Source organism: Pseudomonas guangdongensis, from assembly GCF_900105885.1.
GTDB classification, from domain to species: domain Bacteria; phylum Pseudomonadota; class Gammaproteobacteria; order Pseudomonadales; family Pseudomonadaceae; genus Geopseudomonas; species Geopseudomonas guangdongensis.
On sequence record NZ_LT629780.1, the window covers coordinates 16,401 to 30,931 of the forward strand.

Below are 14,531 nucleotides of genomic sequence, written 5' to 3' on the forward strand. Positions count from 1 at the left end.
GCGTCAAGATACCTCAACCGTGCCCGCGCGCCGGCGGTTTCAGCGGCGCGCGGCGCGCACCTGATCGAGCAGCGCCTCGGCCTCGCGGCGGCGCCCGGCGTCGGCCAGCTCGCGGCCCGGACGCGGCGGCGCGGCCAGCGCCTTCTGCAGGGCCTGCTCGGCCTCGGCGTAGCGTTTCTCGCGCCAGAGGAAATCGCCATAGAAGTAGTTGGGGTCGATGCCGGCGGGATTGAGCGCCAGCGCCTGCTGGAGCAGCCGCTCGGCCTCGGCGTCGTCGCCGAAACCCAGCGGCCAGCCCGGCACTTGGTAGTAGAGCGAACCGAGGCTGGTGTAGGCGGAGCCGTCGAGGACCTGGGGATCGAGGGCGATGGCCTGCTCGAACAGGCCGCGCGCCTGCTTGACCAGCTCCAGCGCGCCCAGTCCGCCCTTGGCGCCGGCCCAGGTGCTGAGGACGATGCCGCGCCAGACCAGCAGCTCGGCGGCCTGCGGCTCGGCCTTGACGGCCGCCTCCGCCTCGCCGGCCAGGCTGGCGAAGGCCGCCTCGCGCTGGGGTTCGGGCAGCTGGTAGTTGATCTGTGCCCAGCGCCCCTGCAGGTGTTGCAGGCGCTGCGCGCCGGCATCGGTCAGGGCGAAGCTCGGCAGGCTGGCCAGCAAGGCGGCGCCACACAGCAGGCGGCGCAGAACGGTGGTGTTCATCGGTTGACTCCGTGGCGAAAGGTTCAGGACTTGCCGCGCGCGAAGCGCTGGATGATCGGCAGCTGCTTGCGCAGCGCCTGGTCCACCAGCCGCGGCAGCAACTGGTTGAGATAGACGAAGAATTTTTCCGGCCAGCCCAGGTACAGCTCCTCGCGCTCGCGGCGGATCGCGGCGATCAGCGCCTCGGCGACCCAGCCCGGATCGTCCATGCCGACCTTCAGCGCCGCGTTCATCGCCACCACGTGTTCGCCGTTCATGCCGGTGCGGGTGGCACGCGGGGCGATGTACAGCACCTTGATGCGCGTGTCGGCCAGCTCGCGGCGCAGCGCCTCGGAGAACCCGCGCAGGGCGAACTTGCTGGCGCAGTAGGCGGCGAAGCCCGGGTAGCCGATGGAGCCGAAGGTCGAGCCGAGATTGACCAGCAGGGCGCGCGGCTCCTGGCGCAGCAGCGGCAGCAGGCGCTGGGTGAGCTGCAGGGTGGCGGTGACGTTGAGTGCGACCAGCGCCGCCAGTGCCTCCTCGTCGTGCTGTTCGAGCAGGCTGAAATGGTTGATGCCGGCGGCGTTGATCAGCAGGTTGATCCCGCCGAAGCGCCGCGCCGCCTGCACCACCCGCTCGCGGCCCTCGCGGCTGGCGATGTCGGCGCAGACCGCCTCGGCCCGCTCGCCGCACTCCGCCAGCAGTGCCTCAAGGCGCGGCGCCTGGCGACCGACCAGCAGCACCCGCGCACCGCCGGTGCACAGCCGCAGGGCCAGCTCGCGGCCGATGCCGCCGGTAGCGCCGGTGAGCAGCACGCGACAGTCAGGCAGTTGCATGGCGGCTCTCCTGCGCCGCGCCCAGCGGCAGGCTGCGGAACATGTCGCCATACAGGCGGTAGACCACCCGTGCGGTATGCACCACCGCGGCCTGATCGTCGGCATCCTCCAGGCGGTTCATCAGGCCCTTGAACAGCTCGATGTGCTCCAGGTCCAGGCTGCCGTGGGAGGTGAGGTAGCTGAAGGCCTGCGCCGGCAGATCGAGGCTGTCCCTGATCCGCCCGGCGGCCTGGGTGGCCAGGGCGATGCTGGTGCCCTCCAGCACGTTGACCATGCCGAAGAAGCTCACCGGGTTGGCGCGGGCGATGCGGTCGTAGACGTAGCCGACCATCAGCTCGGTGGGCAGGTTGGGGGTGCCGTTGCGCACCGCCTCGGCATCGCCGCCGCAGGCGCGGATGTCGTTGAGGATCCACTCCTGATGGCCGTACTCCTCCTCGATGTACTCGGCGATGGCGCCGCGCAGCCATTCCAGGCGCTCGGGCAGTCGCGCCCCGCAGGCCATCAGCAGCGGCACGGTATGCTTGACGTGGTGGTAGGCCTGGGCGAGGAACGCCAGGTAGCTGTCCAGGCCGACCTCGCCGCGCAGCGCCCGGCCGATGATCGGGGCGGCGAGCAGGTAGTCGCGCTCGGCCTGGGTCTGTTCTTGCAGGGTTGCGTAGAAGTGCATAGCGAACTCCTCAGGAAAGTGCGGCGGCCATCGTCTCGATGGCGCCTCGGTAATGCTCGACCAGGGCAGCGCGGCGCAGCCGGCCGTTGGCGGTGGCCAGGCCGTTGGCCTCGCCGAACGGCTGCGCGGCGCGCAACCAGCGGTGGACACGGGCGTAATCGGGCAGGCCGGCGTTGACCGCATCGACCGCCTCCTGCAGTTGCGCATCGCCGAGCGTGGCGCTGCGCGGCACCAGCACCGCAAGGTTCTCGGCCAGCGCCTCGCCGTACAGCCAGGCCTGGGCGATGGGCGCCTGCTGGACCAGCTCGGCCTCCACCCACTCGGGATTGACGTTACGGCCGAAGGCGGTGACGAACTGGTGCTTCTTGCGCCCGTGCAGGACCAGGAAACCGTCGTCCCAGTGCCCCAGGTCGCCGCTGGCCAGCCAGGCGTCGCCCATCGGCGGCTCGCCCAGGTAGCCGAGGAAGGTGGCGCCGCGCACCAGCACCTCGCCGTCGTCGGCCAGGCGCACCTCGACATGCCCCAGCGGCCGGCCGACGCTACCGATGCGCCGCGCGCCGGGGGTGTTCAGGCACACCACCGAGGCGCACTCGGACAGTCCGTAGCCTTCGTAGACCGGCAGCCCCAGCGCCTCGGCGCGTTCCAGTAGTTGCGGCGCGACCCGGCCGCCGCCGACCGCGACGAAGCGCAGCGAGTCCGGCAGCGGCGCGCCCTGCTCGACCGCCGTCACCAGCGCCAGCAGCAGCTGCGGCAGCAGGATCAGGCTGTGCGGACGCAGACGCTCCAGCTCGGCGAACAGCGCCTGCGCAGCGAAGCGGCTGGCGCCCTGCATGCCGACCCGGGCCTGCGGCGGCAGATACACGCAGGCACCGGCCAGCAGCGGTGCGTAGGTGCCGGCCAGGTTCTCCAGCAGCACGGCCAGCGGCAGCACACACAAGTGGCGCTCGACGGCGCACTCGGCACTGATCTGGTGCAGGCTGTCGGCGACCGCCAGCATCGCCGCGGCGGACAGACAGACGCCCTTGGGCTGACCGGTGGTGCCCGAGGTGAAGGTGATTTTCGCCGTCCCATCGGGCAGCGCCGCCGGCGCGGCGACCGCGCGCTGCAGCAATGCGCCGCGCGCGACGAACTCCAGCGCGACGAAGGCGTGGGGCTGGGCGCCGACCAGGGTGTCGACGCCGGCGCTGTCCAGCACATGGCGCTGCTGGCTGGGTGAGAAGAAGCCCGGCAGCGGCACGCAGACCACGCCGCAGAACAGCGCGGCCAGATCCCAGAACAGCCATTCCGGGCCGTTGTCCAGGGCAATCGCCAGACGCGCCGCACGCACCGCACGCAGTTGCCCGCAGCGCTCCTCGACTTCCGCCAGCAACTGGCGGTAGCTCCACCGACGCTGGCCGTCGCTCAGCGCCGGCCGCTCGCCCCAGGCCGCCAGGCGGCCGCGAAACGCCTCAACCGCAGGCCACATGCGCCAGCTCCTCGTGCAGCTCGTGACGGGCCTGGTAACCCAGGCGCCGATAGACCCCCAACGCCTGCAGGCGTCGATGGCCGGCGAGAATGTCGCCCACCATCACCTGCGGCCCGGTCGCGTAGTAACTGCCCCAGTCGGCCAGTTCGTCGCCCATCCGCTGCGGATCGGCCGCGCCCAGATGCAGCGGGCTCAGTCCCAGGCGATGGAAGCTGTTGAGCAGCAGCGGGGTGCCGGTGAAGGCCACCCAGCGGAAGCCGGCGACCGCCAGCAGCTCGGTCAGCGCGACGATCAGCAGCCGCGCATGCCCCGCGCCGAGGGCCGCCAGGTTGCCGACCTCGGCGATCTGGCCACGGACCGGCAGGGCGCCGCCGGACAGTGCAGCGATCCGCTGCTCCACCGGCTCGTCCAGGTAGCGTTCGAGAAACAGCGCTCCCTGCCGCGCGCAGCGCACGCCGAGCGCCGCCTGCAGCGTGCCGTCGTCGGCATGGAGGCCGAGCAGGCAGGGCATGAAGTGGCGTACCCGGGCCGCATAGTGCTCGGCAAAACGCTGTTCGATGAAGGTTTCCAGCTGCTTTCGGCGTTTTGTGCATGGCTCTTGCATGGCCATGTACAGCGCCAACCGTTCGTCGCAACCTATGGTTGCCAGAAATTCGTCGCATCCATCCCGTAGCGGCGCCATGAGAGCGGCCTCCTGTGCAGGGTATGGTGGAATTCTGGACGGTCAGAATTAAGGCAGTCTTAACGGCGGAAACTCGGCAAACCCCCTGTAAAATCGGCGTAAAGGCCGCGATACAGGGCTACGGGACACGATCGCGACTACCGCCGCATTTCGCCGCCGTGGTATAAGGCGGCGCCTACAATAAGAAAGTCCTGCCCCAGGCATGTCCCCGGGCAGCAAAAAAATTCAAATCCAAGGAGCACCTAGAATGCAAATGAAGTGGAGCGTAATCGCCCTCGCCGTAGCCGCTGGCAGCACCCAGATGGCCTTCGCCAACCAGCAGGCCGAGTCGAACGGCTTCGTCGAGGACAGCAGCCTGAGCCTGCTGAGCCGCAATGCCTATTTCAACCGCGACTATAAGCGCGACAACGTCAACGCTACCCGCGACACCGACGTCGAAGTCTGGGGTCAGGGCTTCATCGGCAAATACGAGTCCGGTTTCACCCAAGGCACCGTGGGCTTCGGCATCGACGCCTACGGCCTGCTCGGCCTCAAGCTCGATACCGGCAAGGGTCGCAACGGCACCGGCTTCTTCCCCACCGATAGCAATGGCACTCCGGAAGACAGCTACTCCGAGGCTGGCGCAGTCGTCAAAGCACGTATTTCCAATACCGTACTCAAGTACGGCGCCCAGTTCCCCGAGCTGCCCGTACTGGCTCATGACGATGGCCGCCTGCTGCCGCAAGCCTTCACCGGTACCCTGATCACCAGCCAGGAAATCGAAGGCCTGGAACTGAACGCCGGTCGCTTCACCTCGCAGAACGAAATGAACCAGACCGGCCGCGACAGCGGCAACCTGCGCTCAATCAACGTGCTGGGCGGCTCCTACAGCTTCACCGAAGATCTGAGCGCGGCGCTGTACTTCTCCGACATCGAAGACGTCGCCAAGAAGCAGTACGCCAACCTCAACTACACCCTGCCGCTGGCAGCCGAGCGCGCGCTGAACTTCGACTTCAACATCTACCAGACCGACTACGACAAGAAGTTCACCAAAACTGCCAATGGCCTGGACAACACCATCTGGAGCCTGGCAGCCAAATACAGCATGGGCGCCCATGCCTTCATCCTCGCCTACCAGCAGAACACCGGTAACAGCGGCTACCAGTTCGACATCGGCGACGGCGGCAGCGCGATGTTCCTGTCCAACTCCTACTACTCGGACTTCAACAACGAAGACGAGAAGTCCTGGCAGGCCAGCTACGAGCTGGACTTTGCCGCCTATGGCGTACCGGGCCTGAGCTACAAGACTGCCTATGTCCGCGGCTACAACATCAACACTGCTCTGGACAGCGATGCCAAAGAGCACGAACTCTTCAACCAGTTCAAATACGTCGTACAGGAAGGTGCTGCGAAAGACCTCTCCGTTCGCGTGCGCAACTCGATCTACCGTGCCAACTCCGCCGTCGGCAACGACCTGAACGAGGTGCGTGTCTTCGTCGAGTACCCGCTCAACATCCTGTAATCCCAGGCGCAGGCACCCGACCGTCAGCAGAGCCCGGCCCAGTGCCGGGCTCTGTCTTTTGCGCCGCGGGAGGCGCCCTGTACGCCACCGGACCCGCGCCGTACAATGCGGGCACTTTTCCGTTCAGCGAAACCGGATTCTGCCGCCCATGCGTACCAGCCAGTACCTGATCTCGACCCTCAAAGAAACTCCCACCGACGCGGTGGTCATCAGCCACCAGCTGCTGCTGCGTGCCGGGATGATCCGCAAGCTCGCCTCCGGCCTGTACACCTGGCTGCCGATGGGTCTGCGGGTGCTGCGCAAGGTGGAGAACATCGTGCGCGAGGAAATGAACGCCGCCGGCGCCCTCGAAGTGCTGATGCCGGCGATCCAGCCGGCCGAGCTGTGGCAGGAATCCGGACGCTGGGAGCAGTACGGCCCCGAGCTGCTGCGCCTCAAGGACCGCCACCAGCGCGACTTCTGCGTCGGTCCGACCCACGAGGAAGTGATCACCGACCTGGCGCGCAACGAGCTGAACAGCTACAAGCAGCTGCCGATCAACTTCTACCAGATCCAGACCAAGTTCCGCGACGAGATCCGCCCGCGCTTCGGCCTGATGCGCGGCCGCGAGTTCATCATGAAGGACGCCTACTCCTTCCACATGAGCCAGGAATCGCTGCAGGAAACCTACGACCGCATGCACCAGGCCTACTGCAACGTGTTCACCCGCCTGGGCCTGAACTTCCGCCCGGTGCAGGCCGACACCGGCTCGATCGGCGGCACCGGCTCCCACGAGTTCCATGTGCTGGCCGAATCCGGCGAAGACGACATCGCCTTCAGCAACGTGTCCGACTACGCGGCCAACATCGAGAAGGCCGAGGCCATCCCGCGCGAGACCGCGCGCGGCGCCGCGACCGAAGCACTGCGCCTGGTCGACACCCCCGACGCCAAGACCATCGCCGAGCTGGTCGAGCGCTACGGCCTGGCCATCGACAAGACCGTCAAGACCCTGGTGGTGCACGGCGCCGAAGAGGGCCAACTGATCGCCCTGATCGTGCGCGGCGACCACGAACTGAACGAGATCAAGGCCGCCAACCACGCGCTGGTCGCCAGCCCGCTGGTGTTCGCCTCCGAAGCCGAGATCCGCGCCGCCATAGGCGCCGGCCCCGGCTCGCTGGGCCCGCTGAACCTGCCGATCCCGGCGATCGTCGACCGCTCGGTGGCGCTGATGAGCGACTTCGCCGCCGGCGCCAACCTCGACGATCAGCACTACTTCGGTATCAACTGGGAGCGCGACCTGCCGCTGCCGGCGGTCGCCGACCTGCGCAACGTGGTCGCCGGCGACCCCAGCCCGGACGGCCAGGGCACCCTGGAGATCAAGCGCGGCATCGAAGTCGGGCACATCTTCCAGCTCGGCACCAAGTACAGCGAAGCCCTCAAGGTGTCCGTGCTCGGCGAGGCCGGCAAGCCGGTGACCCTGATCATGGGCTGCTACGGTATCGGCGTGTCGCGCGTGGTGGCCGCGGCCATCGAGCAGAACTGGGACGAGCGCGGCATCCTCTGGCCCGAGGCGCTGGCGCCGTTCCAGGTCGCCATCGTGCCGATGAAGTACGAGAACGCCGAGGTCAAGGCCGCCGCCGACGCGCTGTATGCCGAACTGACCGCCGCCGGCTACGAGGTACTGTTCGACGACCGTGACAAGAAGACCAGTCCGGGCGTCAAATTCGCCGACATGGAACTGATCGGCATCCCGCACCGCATCGTGATCAGCGAACGCGGCCTCGCCGAATCGGTTCTCGAATACAAGGGCCGCCGCGACAGCGAGGCGCAGAAGGTGCCGCTCGCCGACATCCAGGCGTTCCTCGCTGCCCGCATCAACCGCTAACCGAGATCATGCCCAGACGTCATCGCCTTGCCGGCGCCGCCCTGTGCGGCGCCGTGTTCCTCACCGGCTGTGCCAACCAGCTGCCCCAGCGCAGCGAACAGGAAGAGCGCGTCGAGCGCAAGCTGCTCAGCCACAGCCTGCAACTGGACGCAGGCAGCGCGGCGACGCTCGAACTGCCGCAGCGGCGCGTGCGCGTTCTGGAGCAGAAGACCTTCGAGGTCAGCGAGTTCGAGGTGACGCGCCGCTACCAGCGCTACACCCCCTACCAGCCGTGGCGGGAACTCTACGAGATCCCCCTCGGCGCGCTGGCGATGGTCGCCGGCGTCACCGCCAACGTGCTCAACGTGCCGCTGCTCGGTCGCCTGCCGGAAAACGCCACCCGCGGCTGGATCAGCTATGGCGTCGCCGGACTCAACCCGTTCATGAACGTCGAGTCCAACGGCCGCTCGCAGCAGAACCTCGCCGCCATCGACGAGCACAAGCGCGACACCCGCCTGGAATATTCCAGCCTGCCATGGGCCGAGCGCCCGGTGCAGGTCAGGGCCGGCGGCGAAAGCCACGAGCTGCTCACCAACCGCAACGGCGTGCTGCGCCTGAACCTGCTGGACAGCCCGTTCGCCGAGCAGGACGTCGCCCGCATCAGCCAGCTCGAACTGCGCGTCGAAGACCCGCAGGATGGCGCCCACGCCGAACTGACCCTGCCGGTCAGCCGCGCCCTGCGCAGCCGCCTGCGCGAGGCCCACGACCTGATCTATGCCGACCTGGAAGACAGCGACGTGCAGCGCTGGGTCTACCGGGTCAAGCGCCTGTCGGAACTGGGCCTGGAAGAGGAAGCCAGCGAGCTGGAACAGAGCCTGCTGGAGCTGACCCACAACGATCCGGAGCTGCAGCAGGAGCTGATCGACGGCCTGCTCAAGGACGCCGGCCGCCACGCCGCGCCGCCGGGCCGCGGCGACTGAATCACAGCCGCCGCAGGACATCGCGCGGCAGGCGCCCTAAAGCTCCGCGCCGAGCGCCGCCAGGCGCGCCCTGAGCCCCGCCGCGTCCTGCTCGCCGGTCAGCCGCTCGCGCACCTGCCCCTGCGGATCGACCAGCCAGGTGACCGGCAATACCGCGCTGGCCTCCAGCCCCAGCCGCGCGGCGGGATCGCGCTCCAGGTTGGTGTAGTCGATGCCCAGCGCGCGCACCGCCGTCGCCAGCTCCTCGCCCTGCAGGGCGTCGAAGTTGACCCCCAGCACCCGCGCCTGTGCCGCCGGCAGCTCGCCGCTCAGGCGGTTCAGCTCCGGCACCTCCTTGCGACACGGCGCGCACCATTCGGCCCAGTAGTTGATCACCAGCCAGCGCCCGCGCAGCGCCTCGTCGGCCACCGTCCGGCCGTGCTGGTCGGGGCCCCAGTCCTCGCCGCCGCACCCGCCCAACAGGCCCAGACACAGGACCAGCATCGCTTTCTTGCTCATCGTCGCTCCTCCGCCGGGCCGACCTTCGGCGCCGGCGCTCCGTTCACAGGGCCAGCTCGGCCGTGTTCGCTCGTCTCCGGCTCCAGCCAGTCGGCCAGACTGCCGGCCAGGGTCGTCGCCCGCGCCTGCTCCAGCGCCAGCAGCGCCGCGCGCAGGCGCGGATACCAGGGCTCGGCCAGCTCCGCCGGCAGGCTGGCAACGCTCGGCAGCGGCCAGGGACTGCGCCGCAGCAGCTCGACCAGCGCGAACCGACCCAGATCGCGGCACAGCAGCCAGTCGCCGCCGGCATTGCGGCAGATCAGCCGCTCGCCTTCGAGAAACTCCAGCAGCGCCTGCCACTGTGCCTCGCTCGCCGCCCCGCCGCGACGCAGCAGGGCCTCGCGAGGCAGCGCCCGGCCGGCGCGCTGCGCCGCCAGCAGCAGGGCCAGCAGGCCGAACAGGTTGAGCAGCGGCGCCCGCTCGGCCGACTGCCATACGGCCGGCGAGCCGAGGTGACAGACCAGTTCGGCGCCCAGTAGCACGATCAGCCAGGACAGGTAGATCCACAGCAGAAACAGCGGCACCGCGGCGAAGGCGCCATAGATCAGCTGGTAACCGGGAAACAGCGTGACATAGAGGGCGAAGGCCGCCTTGGCCAGCTCGAACAGCAGCGCGCTGAAGCAGCCGCCGATCAGCGCATGGCGCAGCGGCACGCGGGTGTTGGGCACCGCGGCGTACAGCAGGGTGAAGGCGGCGATGCCGCTCAGCAGCGGCATCAACCCGAGCAGCGTCGCCGCGCCGGGCAGCGCCTGCGGTCCGGAGAGCAGCGCCAGGGAGGTGACGTAGGTACTGGCGGCGAACCCGGCACCGAGCAGCAGCGGCCCGAGGCTGAGGATCGCCCAGTACAGCAGGAAGCTGGACAGCCCGCGGCGCGCCTGGCGCACCCGCCAGATCTGGTTGAAGGACTGCTCGATGGTGGTCAGGGTCAGGAAGGCGGTCGCCACCAGCAGGGCGACGCCGACCCAGGTCAGCTCGCGCGCCTGGCTGCTGAAGCCCTGCAGGTAGGCGAACACCTGCTCGCCGGTGGCCGGCACGAAGTTGCGGAACACGAAGGCCTGGATCGGCTCGCCCAGCTCGCGGAACGCCGGCACCGCGGCGAGCATGACGAAGGTCACGGTCATCATCGGCACTACCGCGAACAGCGTGGTGTAGGTCAGCGCCGCGGCGCTCTGCGGCACGCGGTCGGCGAAGAAGCGCGCGACCAGCAGGCGCACGAAGCGCCAGACAGTCTGCAGGTGCTCGGTCATTCCCTCTCCTTGCTGCGGTATCGGCATGCCGGGCCAGGCGCCGACGCGGTTAGAATAGCGCCCCGACCCCCTGCCAGGCGATGCACCATGACCGACCCGATTCTCTACCACAACCCGCGCTGCTCGAAATCCCGCGGCGCCCTGGAACTGCTCGAAGCCCGCGGCATCGCACCGCGCGTGGTGCATTACCTCGACACGCCGCCCAGCGCCGACGAGCTGCGCGCCCTGCTCGGCAAGCTCGGCTACGCCAGCGCCCGCCAGCTGCTGCGCAGCGGCGAGGCGCTCTACCAGGAACTCCGCCTGGACGATCCGGCGCTGGACGAGGCGGCGCTGCTCGCCGCGATGGTTGCCAACCCGCGACTGATCGAACGACCGATCCTGGTGGTCGGCGAGCGGGCCATCGTCGGCCGTCCTTCCGAGCGCGTGCTGGAGCTGCTGGCGTGAGCGATCCGTACATCCTGGTGCTGTATTACAGCCGCCACGGCGCCACCGCCGAGATGGCCCGACAGATCGCCCGCGGCGTCGAGCAGGGCGGCCTGCAGGCGCGCCTGCGCACGGTGCCGGCGGTATCGGCCGAATGCGCCGCCGTGGCCCCGGAAATTCCCGCCGAAGGCGCCGTCTACGCCAGCCTCGACGACCTCAAGGGCTGCGCCGGCCTGGCGCTGGGCAGCCCGACGCGCTTCGGCAACATGGCCGCGCCGCTCAAGCACTTTCTCGACGGCACCAGCGCGCTGTGGCTGACCGGCGAGCTGGTCGGCAAGCCGGCCGGGGTGTTCACCTCCACCGCCAGCCTGCACGGCGGCCAGGAAAGCACCCTGCTGTCGATGCTGCTGCCGCTGCTGCATCACGGCATGCTGGTCTGCGGCCTGCCCTACAGCGAGTCGGCCCTGCTGGAAACCGCCGGCGGCGGCACGCCCTACGGCGCCAGCCACTACGCCGGCGCCGACGGCAAACGCGCCCTCGACACCCACGAAATCGCCCTGTGTCGCGCCCTCGGCCAACGCCTGGCGCAGACCGCCCGCCAACTGGGGAACTGAACATGGCCCGCAAGAACAAACCGCTGCCGCCCGTGGAGTGGCTGCTGCCGCGCGTGCGCCTGAGCCGGCTGCTCAGCCTGGCCGGCTTCGTTGCGCTGGTCGCGCTGCTGTCGGTCTGGTACCTGCTGATCGTCGACCTGCACGGCGCACGCCCCTGGGTGATCCTCGGCGTGCAGCTGCTGCCGCTGGCCCTGCTCGCCCCCGGCCTGCTGCTCGGCAACGCGCGGGCCCATGCCTGGACCTGCTACGTGGTCAACCTGTACTTCATCCAGGGCGTGGTCACCGCCTTCGAGCCAGGCCGGCTGGTCTTCGGCCTGCTGGAGGTCGGCACCAGCCTGCTGCTGTTCGTCGGCGCCCTGCTCTACACGCGCTGGAAGTTCCAGCTCGACCGCCGCCTGGCCGGCGAGAGCTGAACGGCATGCCAGCGCGCGCGGGGCGTGCTGGCATTCCCTCCCCCGCTCAGTGCGCGGCGCCGCTGCGGCGCAGAAAGACGCTCAGCGCCTCGACCGCCTCGGGCGAGCGCAGGCGCTCGGCGAACAGCGCGCACTCCGCCTCGATCACCGCGTCCAGAACCGCCGCCTGCGGCGCCTTGAGCAGCCGCTTGCTGGTGGCCACGGCCTGGGGCGCCAGCGCGGCGAAACGCAGGGCCTGGCCGCGGGCATGCTCGAACACCGCCGCGCCATCCTCCAGCGCCGCGTTGGCCAGCCCCCACTCGGCGGCGCGCTCGCCGCTCAGCGCCTCGCCCAGCAACAGCAGCTCGGCGGCGCGGACCCGGCCGATCCGCTGCGGTAGCAGCAGGCTGGCGCCGAACTCCGGACACAGGCCGAGCGCGACGAAGGGCATGCGCAGGCTGGCGTGGCGACCGACATAGACCAGATCGCAATGCAGCAGCAGGGTGCTGCCGATGCCCACCGCCGGGCCGTTGACCGCCGCCACCAGCGGCTTGGGAAAGGCGGCGAGGGCCCGCATGAAGCGCCGCACCGGGCTGTCCGGCCCGCTCGGCGGCGCGGCGAGAAAGTCCGCCAGGTCGTTGCCGCTGGTGAAGCAGCTGTCGCTGCCGGCGAGCAGCACCGCACGCACCCGCGCATCCGCCGCCGCCGCCTGCAGCGCCTCGGCCAGGCGCAGGTACATCGCCCCGGTCAGCGCGTTCAGCTTGTCCGGGCGGTTCAGGCGCAGGGTCAGCAGGCCCTCGTCGCGCTCGATCAGGACTTCCTGGTACTGGCTCATCGGCCCTCCTCCTGCCGCCCGGCGGATCGTCCGGCACCGCGCCCCGGGCGCGACGGGCACCGTCTCCTGCGCAGAGTAGGCTGACATCTGCCGGCCAAACAAGCCGATCTGCCGGCAACCTGCCGCTGCACAGCCACCGTCCGACACCGCGCAGCGAACCGGCGGCGCGCCAATCGACCATGGTCGAGCCTGCGCAGGTGTCCCGCCCCGCCGGCCCCGCGCTATACTGCGCCGCCTTTTTTGCGCCGCCATTGCCGCGCGGCGCGCCGTGAAGTTCCGCCTGAAGAGGACCGCGTTCCATGGCCGTGATCAAGCAAGATGACCTGATCCAGAGCGTCGCCGACGCCCTGCAGTACATCTCCTACTACCACCCCGTCGACTTCATCCAGGCCATGCACGAGGCCTATCTGCGCGAGGAGTCGCCGGCGGCCCGCGACTCGATCGCGCAGATCCTGATCAACTCGCGGATGTGCGCCACCGGCCACCGCCCGATCTGCCAGGACACCGGCATCGTCACCGTGTTCGTCAAGGTCGGCATGGACGTGCAGTGGGACGGCGCCACCATGAGCGTCGACGACATGATCAACGAGGGCGTGCGCCGCGCCTACAACAACCCGGACAACGTCCTGCGCGCCTCGATCCTCGCCGACCCGGCAGGCAGCCGCAAGAACACCAAGGACAACACTCCGGCGGTCATCCACTACTCCCTGGTCCCCGGCGACAAGGTGGAAGTGGACGTCGCGGCCAAGGGCGGCGGCTCGGAGAACAAGTCGAAGATGGGCATGCTCAACCCCTCCGACTCGATCGTCGACTGGGTGCTGAAGACCGTCCCGGAAATGGGCGCCGGCTGGTGCCCGCCGGGCATGCTCGGCATCGGCATCGGCGGCACTGCCGAGAAGGCCGCGCTGATGGCCAAGGAAGTGCTGATGGAGTCCATCGACATCCACGAGCTGAAGGCCCGCGGCCCGCAGAACCGCGTCGAGGAGCTGCGTCTGGAGCTGTTCGACAAGGTCAACCAGCTGGGCATCGGCGCCCAGGGCCTGGGCGGCCTGACCACCGTGCTCGACGTCAAGATCAAGGACTACCCGACCCACGCCGCCTCGCTGCCGGTGTGCATCATCCCCAACTGCGCCGCCACCCGTCACGCCCACTTCGTGCTCGACGGCTCCGGTCCCGCCGCGCTGGAAGCGCCGAGTCTCGACGCCTACCCGGACATCGTCTGGGAAGCCGGCCCGAGCGCCCGCCGCGTCGACCTCGACAGCATCACCCCGGAAGAGGTGCAGAGCTGGAAACCGGGCGAGACCATCCTGCTCAACGGCAAGATGCTCACCGGCCGCGACGCCGCGCACAAGCGCATGGTCGACATGCTCAACGCCGGCGAAGAGCTGCCGGTGGACCTCAAGGGTCGCTTCATCTACTACGTCGGCCCGGTCGATCCGGTGCGTGACGAGGTGGTCGGCCCGGCCGGTCCGACCACCGCGACGCGCATGGACAAGTTCACCCGCCAGATCCTCGAACAGACCGGTCTGCTCGGCATGATCGGCAAGTCCGAGCGCGGCCCCGTAGCCATCGACGCGATCCGCGACAACAAGGCCGTATATCTGATGGCCGTCGGCGGCGCCGCCTACCTGGTCGCCCAGGCGATCAAGGGCGCCAAGGTGCTGGCCTTCCCGGAACTGGGCATGGAAGCGATCTACGAGTTCGAGGTCAAGGACATGCCGGTCACCGTGGCGGTCGACGCCAGCGGCGAGTCGGTGCACATCACCGGCCCGCAGATCTGGCAGCAGAAGATCGCCGACAGCCTGGCGGTGGAAGTGCAGTAACCCGCGCCAGC

At 69.2% G+C, this 14,531-nt stretch carries 15 protein-coding genes; 7 read left to right on the forward strand and 8 right to left on the reverse strand.

The window, feature by feature from the left end; translation table 11 throughout:
• Window positions 1–39: 39 nt before the first annotated feature.
• The 5 genes from BLU22_RS00105 to BLU22_RS00125 are packed head-to-tail and all read right to left on the reverse strand — an operon-like array spanning window position 40 to window position 4,325.
• Complete coding sequence (locus tag BLU22_RS00105) at window positions 40–696, reverse strand: TRAP transporter TatT component family protein (protein ID WP_157718951.1); 657 nt, start codon at window positions 694–696, stop codon at window positions 40–42.
• Window positions 697–719: 23 nt separating this feature from the next.
• Entirely contained in the window at window positions 720–1,511 is a 792-nt protein-coding gene (locus tag BLU22_RS00110) for an SDR family oxidoreductase (RefSeq protein WP_090211187.1), read from the reverse strand.
• Window positions 1,498–2,178: a TenA family transcriptional regulator gene (locus BLU22_RS00115; protein WP_090211188.1), complete on the reverse strand. Its 681-nt coding sequence runs from the start codon at window positions 2,176–2,178 to the stop codon at window positions 1,498–1,500. Before BLU22_RS00115 ends, BLU22_RS00110 begins: the two co-directional genes overlap by 14 nt.
• A 10-nt stretch (window positions 2,179–2,188) precedes the next feature.
• The gene (locus tag BLU22_RS00120; RefSeq protein WP_090211190.1) at window positions 2,189–3,643 is read right to left on the reverse strand and encodes an AMP-binding protein; all 1,455 of its coding nucleotides are present in this window, start codon (window positions 3,641–3,643) and stop codon (window positions 2,189–2,191) included.
• The gene (locus tag BLU22_RS00125) at window positions 3,627–4,325 is read right to left on the reverse strand and encodes a thermostable hemolysin (protein WP_090211191.1); all 699 of its coding nucleotides are present in this window, start codon (window positions 4,323–4,325) and stop codon (window positions 3,627–3,629) included. Before BLU22_RS00125 ends, BLU22_RS00120 begins: the two co-directional genes overlap by 17 nt.
• A gap of 247 nt (window positions 4,326–4,572) precedes the next feature.
• Here BLU22_RS00125 and BLU22_RS00130 point away from each other — a divergent pair, with 247 nt between their 5' ends.
• The 3 genes from BLU22_RS00130 to BLU22_RS00140 all read left to right on the forward strand — a co-directional run bounded on the left by BLU22_RS00130 (window position 4,573) and on the right by BLU22_RS00140 (window position 8,649).
• Window positions 4,573–5,826, forward strand: coding sequence for an OprD family porin (locus BLU22_RS00130; RefSeq protein ID WP_090211193.1), 1,254 nt, complete (start codon window positions 4,573–4,575; stop codon window positions 5,824–5,826).
• A gap of 148 nt (window positions 5,827–5,974) precedes the next feature.
• Window positions 5,975–7,690, forward strand: coding sequence for a proline--tRNA ligase (locus BLU22_RS00135; protein WP_090211194.1), 1,716 nt, complete (start codon window positions 5,975–5,977; stop codon window positions 7,688–7,690).
• 8 nt (window positions 7,691–7,698) lie between these two features.
• Window positions 7,699–8,649 carry a hypothetical protein gene (locus BLU22_RS00140; protein WP_090211196.1) on the forward strand — a complete coding sequence of 317 codons (951 nt, stop codon included), beginning with the start codon at window positions 7,699–7,701 and terminating at the stop codon, window positions 8,647–8,649.
• Window positions 8,650–8,685: 36 nt separating this feature from the next.
• Here the strand turns inward: BLU22_RS00140 and BLU22_RS00145 are convergent, their stop codons facing one another.
• Together BLU22_RS00145 and BLU22_RS00150 are read right to left on the reverse strand one after the other, a co-directional pair.
• Window positions 8,686–9,147 (reverse strand): TlpA disulfide reductase family protein, encoded by a 462-nt coding sequence (locus BLU22_RS00145; RefSeq protein ID WP_090211198.1) that lies wholly within the window; start codon window positions 9,145–9,147, stop codon window positions 8,686–8,688.
• A complete protein-coding gene (locus BLU22_RS00150) occupies window positions 9,144–10,433 on the reverse strand; it encodes a YihY family inner membrane protein (RefSeq protein WP_090211200.1) in 1,290 nt (429 codons plus the stop codon). The genes BLU22_RS00145 and BLU22_RS00150 overlap by 4 nt, the downstream gene beginning before the upstream one ends.
• 87 nt (window positions 10,434–10,520) lie before the next feature.
• On the opposite strand from BLU22_RS00150, the gene arsC reads away from it, so the two are divergent.
• Genes arsC through BLU22_RS00165 form a run of 3 tightly spaced genes read left to right on the forward strand, consistent with a single transcriptional unit; the run spans window position 10,521 to window position 11,883 of the window.
• The gene (gene arsC, locus BLU22_RS00155) at window positions 10,521–10,877 is read left to right on the forward strand and encodes an arsenate reductase (glutaredoxin) (RefSeq protein ID WP_090211202.1); all 357 of its coding nucleotides are present in this window, start codon (window positions 10,521–10,523) and stop codon (window positions 10,875–10,877) included.
• The gene (gene wrbA, locus BLU22_RS00160) at window positions 10,874–11,470 is read left to right on the forward strand and encodes an NAD(P)H:quinone oxidoreductase (protein WP_090211204.1); all 597 of its coding nucleotides are present in this window, start codon (window positions 10,874–10,876) and stop codon (window positions 11,468–11,470) included. The genes arsC and wrbA overlap by 4 nt, the downstream gene beginning before the upstream one ends.
• Window positions 11,471–11,472: 2 nt before the next feature.
• Window positions 11,473–11,883 carry a DUF2069 domain-containing protein gene (locus tag BLU22_RS00165; protein ID WP_090211205.1) on the forward strand — a complete coding sequence of 137 codons (411 nt, stop codon included), beginning with the start codon at window positions 11,473–11,475 and terminating at the stop codon, window positions 11,881–11,883.
• A gap of 46 nt (window positions 11,884–11,929) precedes the next feature.
• On the opposite strand, the gene BLU22_RS00170 is transcribed toward BLU22_RS00165, so the two are convergent.
• Window positions 11,930–12,697: an enoyl-CoA hydratase-related protein gene (locus BLU22_RS00170; RefSeq protein ID WP_090211207.1), complete on the reverse strand. Its 768-nt coding sequence runs from the start codon at window positions 12,695–12,697 to the stop codon at window positions 11,930–11,932.
• Between the two features lie 299 nt (window positions 12,698–12,996).
• Here BLU22_RS00170 and BLU22_RS00175 point away from each other — a divergent pair, with 299 nt between their 5' ends.
• Window positions 12,997–14,520 carry a fumarate hydratase gene (locus BLU22_RS00175; RefSeq protein WP_090211208.1) on the forward strand — a complete coding sequence of 508 codons (1,524 nt, stop codon included), beginning with the start codon at window positions 12,997–12,999 and terminating at the stop codon, window positions 14,518–14,520.
• The last annotated feature ends 11 nt before the right edge of the window (window positions 14,521–14,531 follow it).

Excerpts from the sequence above, each read along its gene's own strand:
- BLU22_RS00145 (WP_090211198.1), bottom strand. The coding sequence starts at position 9,147 with ATGAGCAAGAAAGCGATGCTGGTCCTGTGTCTGGGCCTGTTGGGCGGG.
- BLU22_RS00135 (WP_090211194.1), top strand. The coding sequence starts at position 5,975 with ATGCGTACCAGCCAGTACCTGATCTCGACCCTCAAAGAAACTCCCACC.
- BLU22_RS00140 (WP_090211196.1), top strand. The coding sequence starts at position 7,699 with ATGCCCAGACGTCATCGCCTTGCCGGCGCCGCCCTGTGCGGCGCCGTG.
- BLU22_RS00110 (WP_090211187.1), bottom strand. The coding sequence starts at position 1,511 with ATGCAACTGCCTGACTGTCGCGTGCTGCTCACCGGCGCTACCGGCGGC.
- BLU22_RS00150 (WP_090211200.1), bottom strand. The coding sequence starts at position 10,433 with ATGACCGAGCACCTGCAGACTGTCTGGCGCTTCGTGCGCCTGCTGGTC.
- BLU22_RS00120 (WP_090211190.1), bottom strand. The coding sequence starts at position 3,643 with ATGTGGCCTGCGGTTGAGGCGTTTCGCGGCCGCCTGGCGGCCTGGGGC.
- BLU22_RS00170 (WP_090211207.1), bottom strand. The coding sequence starts at position 12,697 with ATGAGCCAGTACCAGGAAGTCCTGATCGAGCGCGACGAGGGCCTGCTG.
- BLU22_RS00130 (WP_090211193.1), top strand. The coding sequence starts at position 4,573 with ATGCAAATGAAGTGGAGCGTAATCGCCCTCGCCGTAGCCGCTGGCAGC.
- arsC (WP_090211202.1), top strand. The coding sequence starts at position 10,521 with ATGACCGACCCGATTCTCTACCACAACCCGCGCTGCTCGAAATCCCGC.
- BLU22_RS00165 (WP_090211205.1), top strand. The coding sequence starts at position 11,473 with ATGGCCCGCAAGAACAAACCGCTGCCGCCCGTGGAGTGGCTGCTGCCG.
- BLU22_RS00125 (WP_090211191.1), bottom strand. The coding sequence starts at position 4,325 with ATGGCGCCGCTACGGGATGGATGCGACGAATTTCTGGCAACCATAGGT.
- BLU22_RS00115 (WP_090211188.1), bottom strand. The coding sequence starts at position 2,178 with ATGCACTTCTACGCAACCCTGCAAGAACAGACCCAGGCCGAGCGCGAC.
- BLU22_RS00105 (WP_157718951.1), bottom strand. The coding sequence starts at position 696 with ATGAACACCACCGTTCTGCGCCGCCTGCTGTGTGGCGCCGCCTTGCTG.
- BLU22_RS00175 (WP_090211208.1), top strand. The coding sequence starts at position 12,997 with ATGGCCGTGATCAAGCAAGATGACCTGATCCAGAGCGTCGCCGACGCC.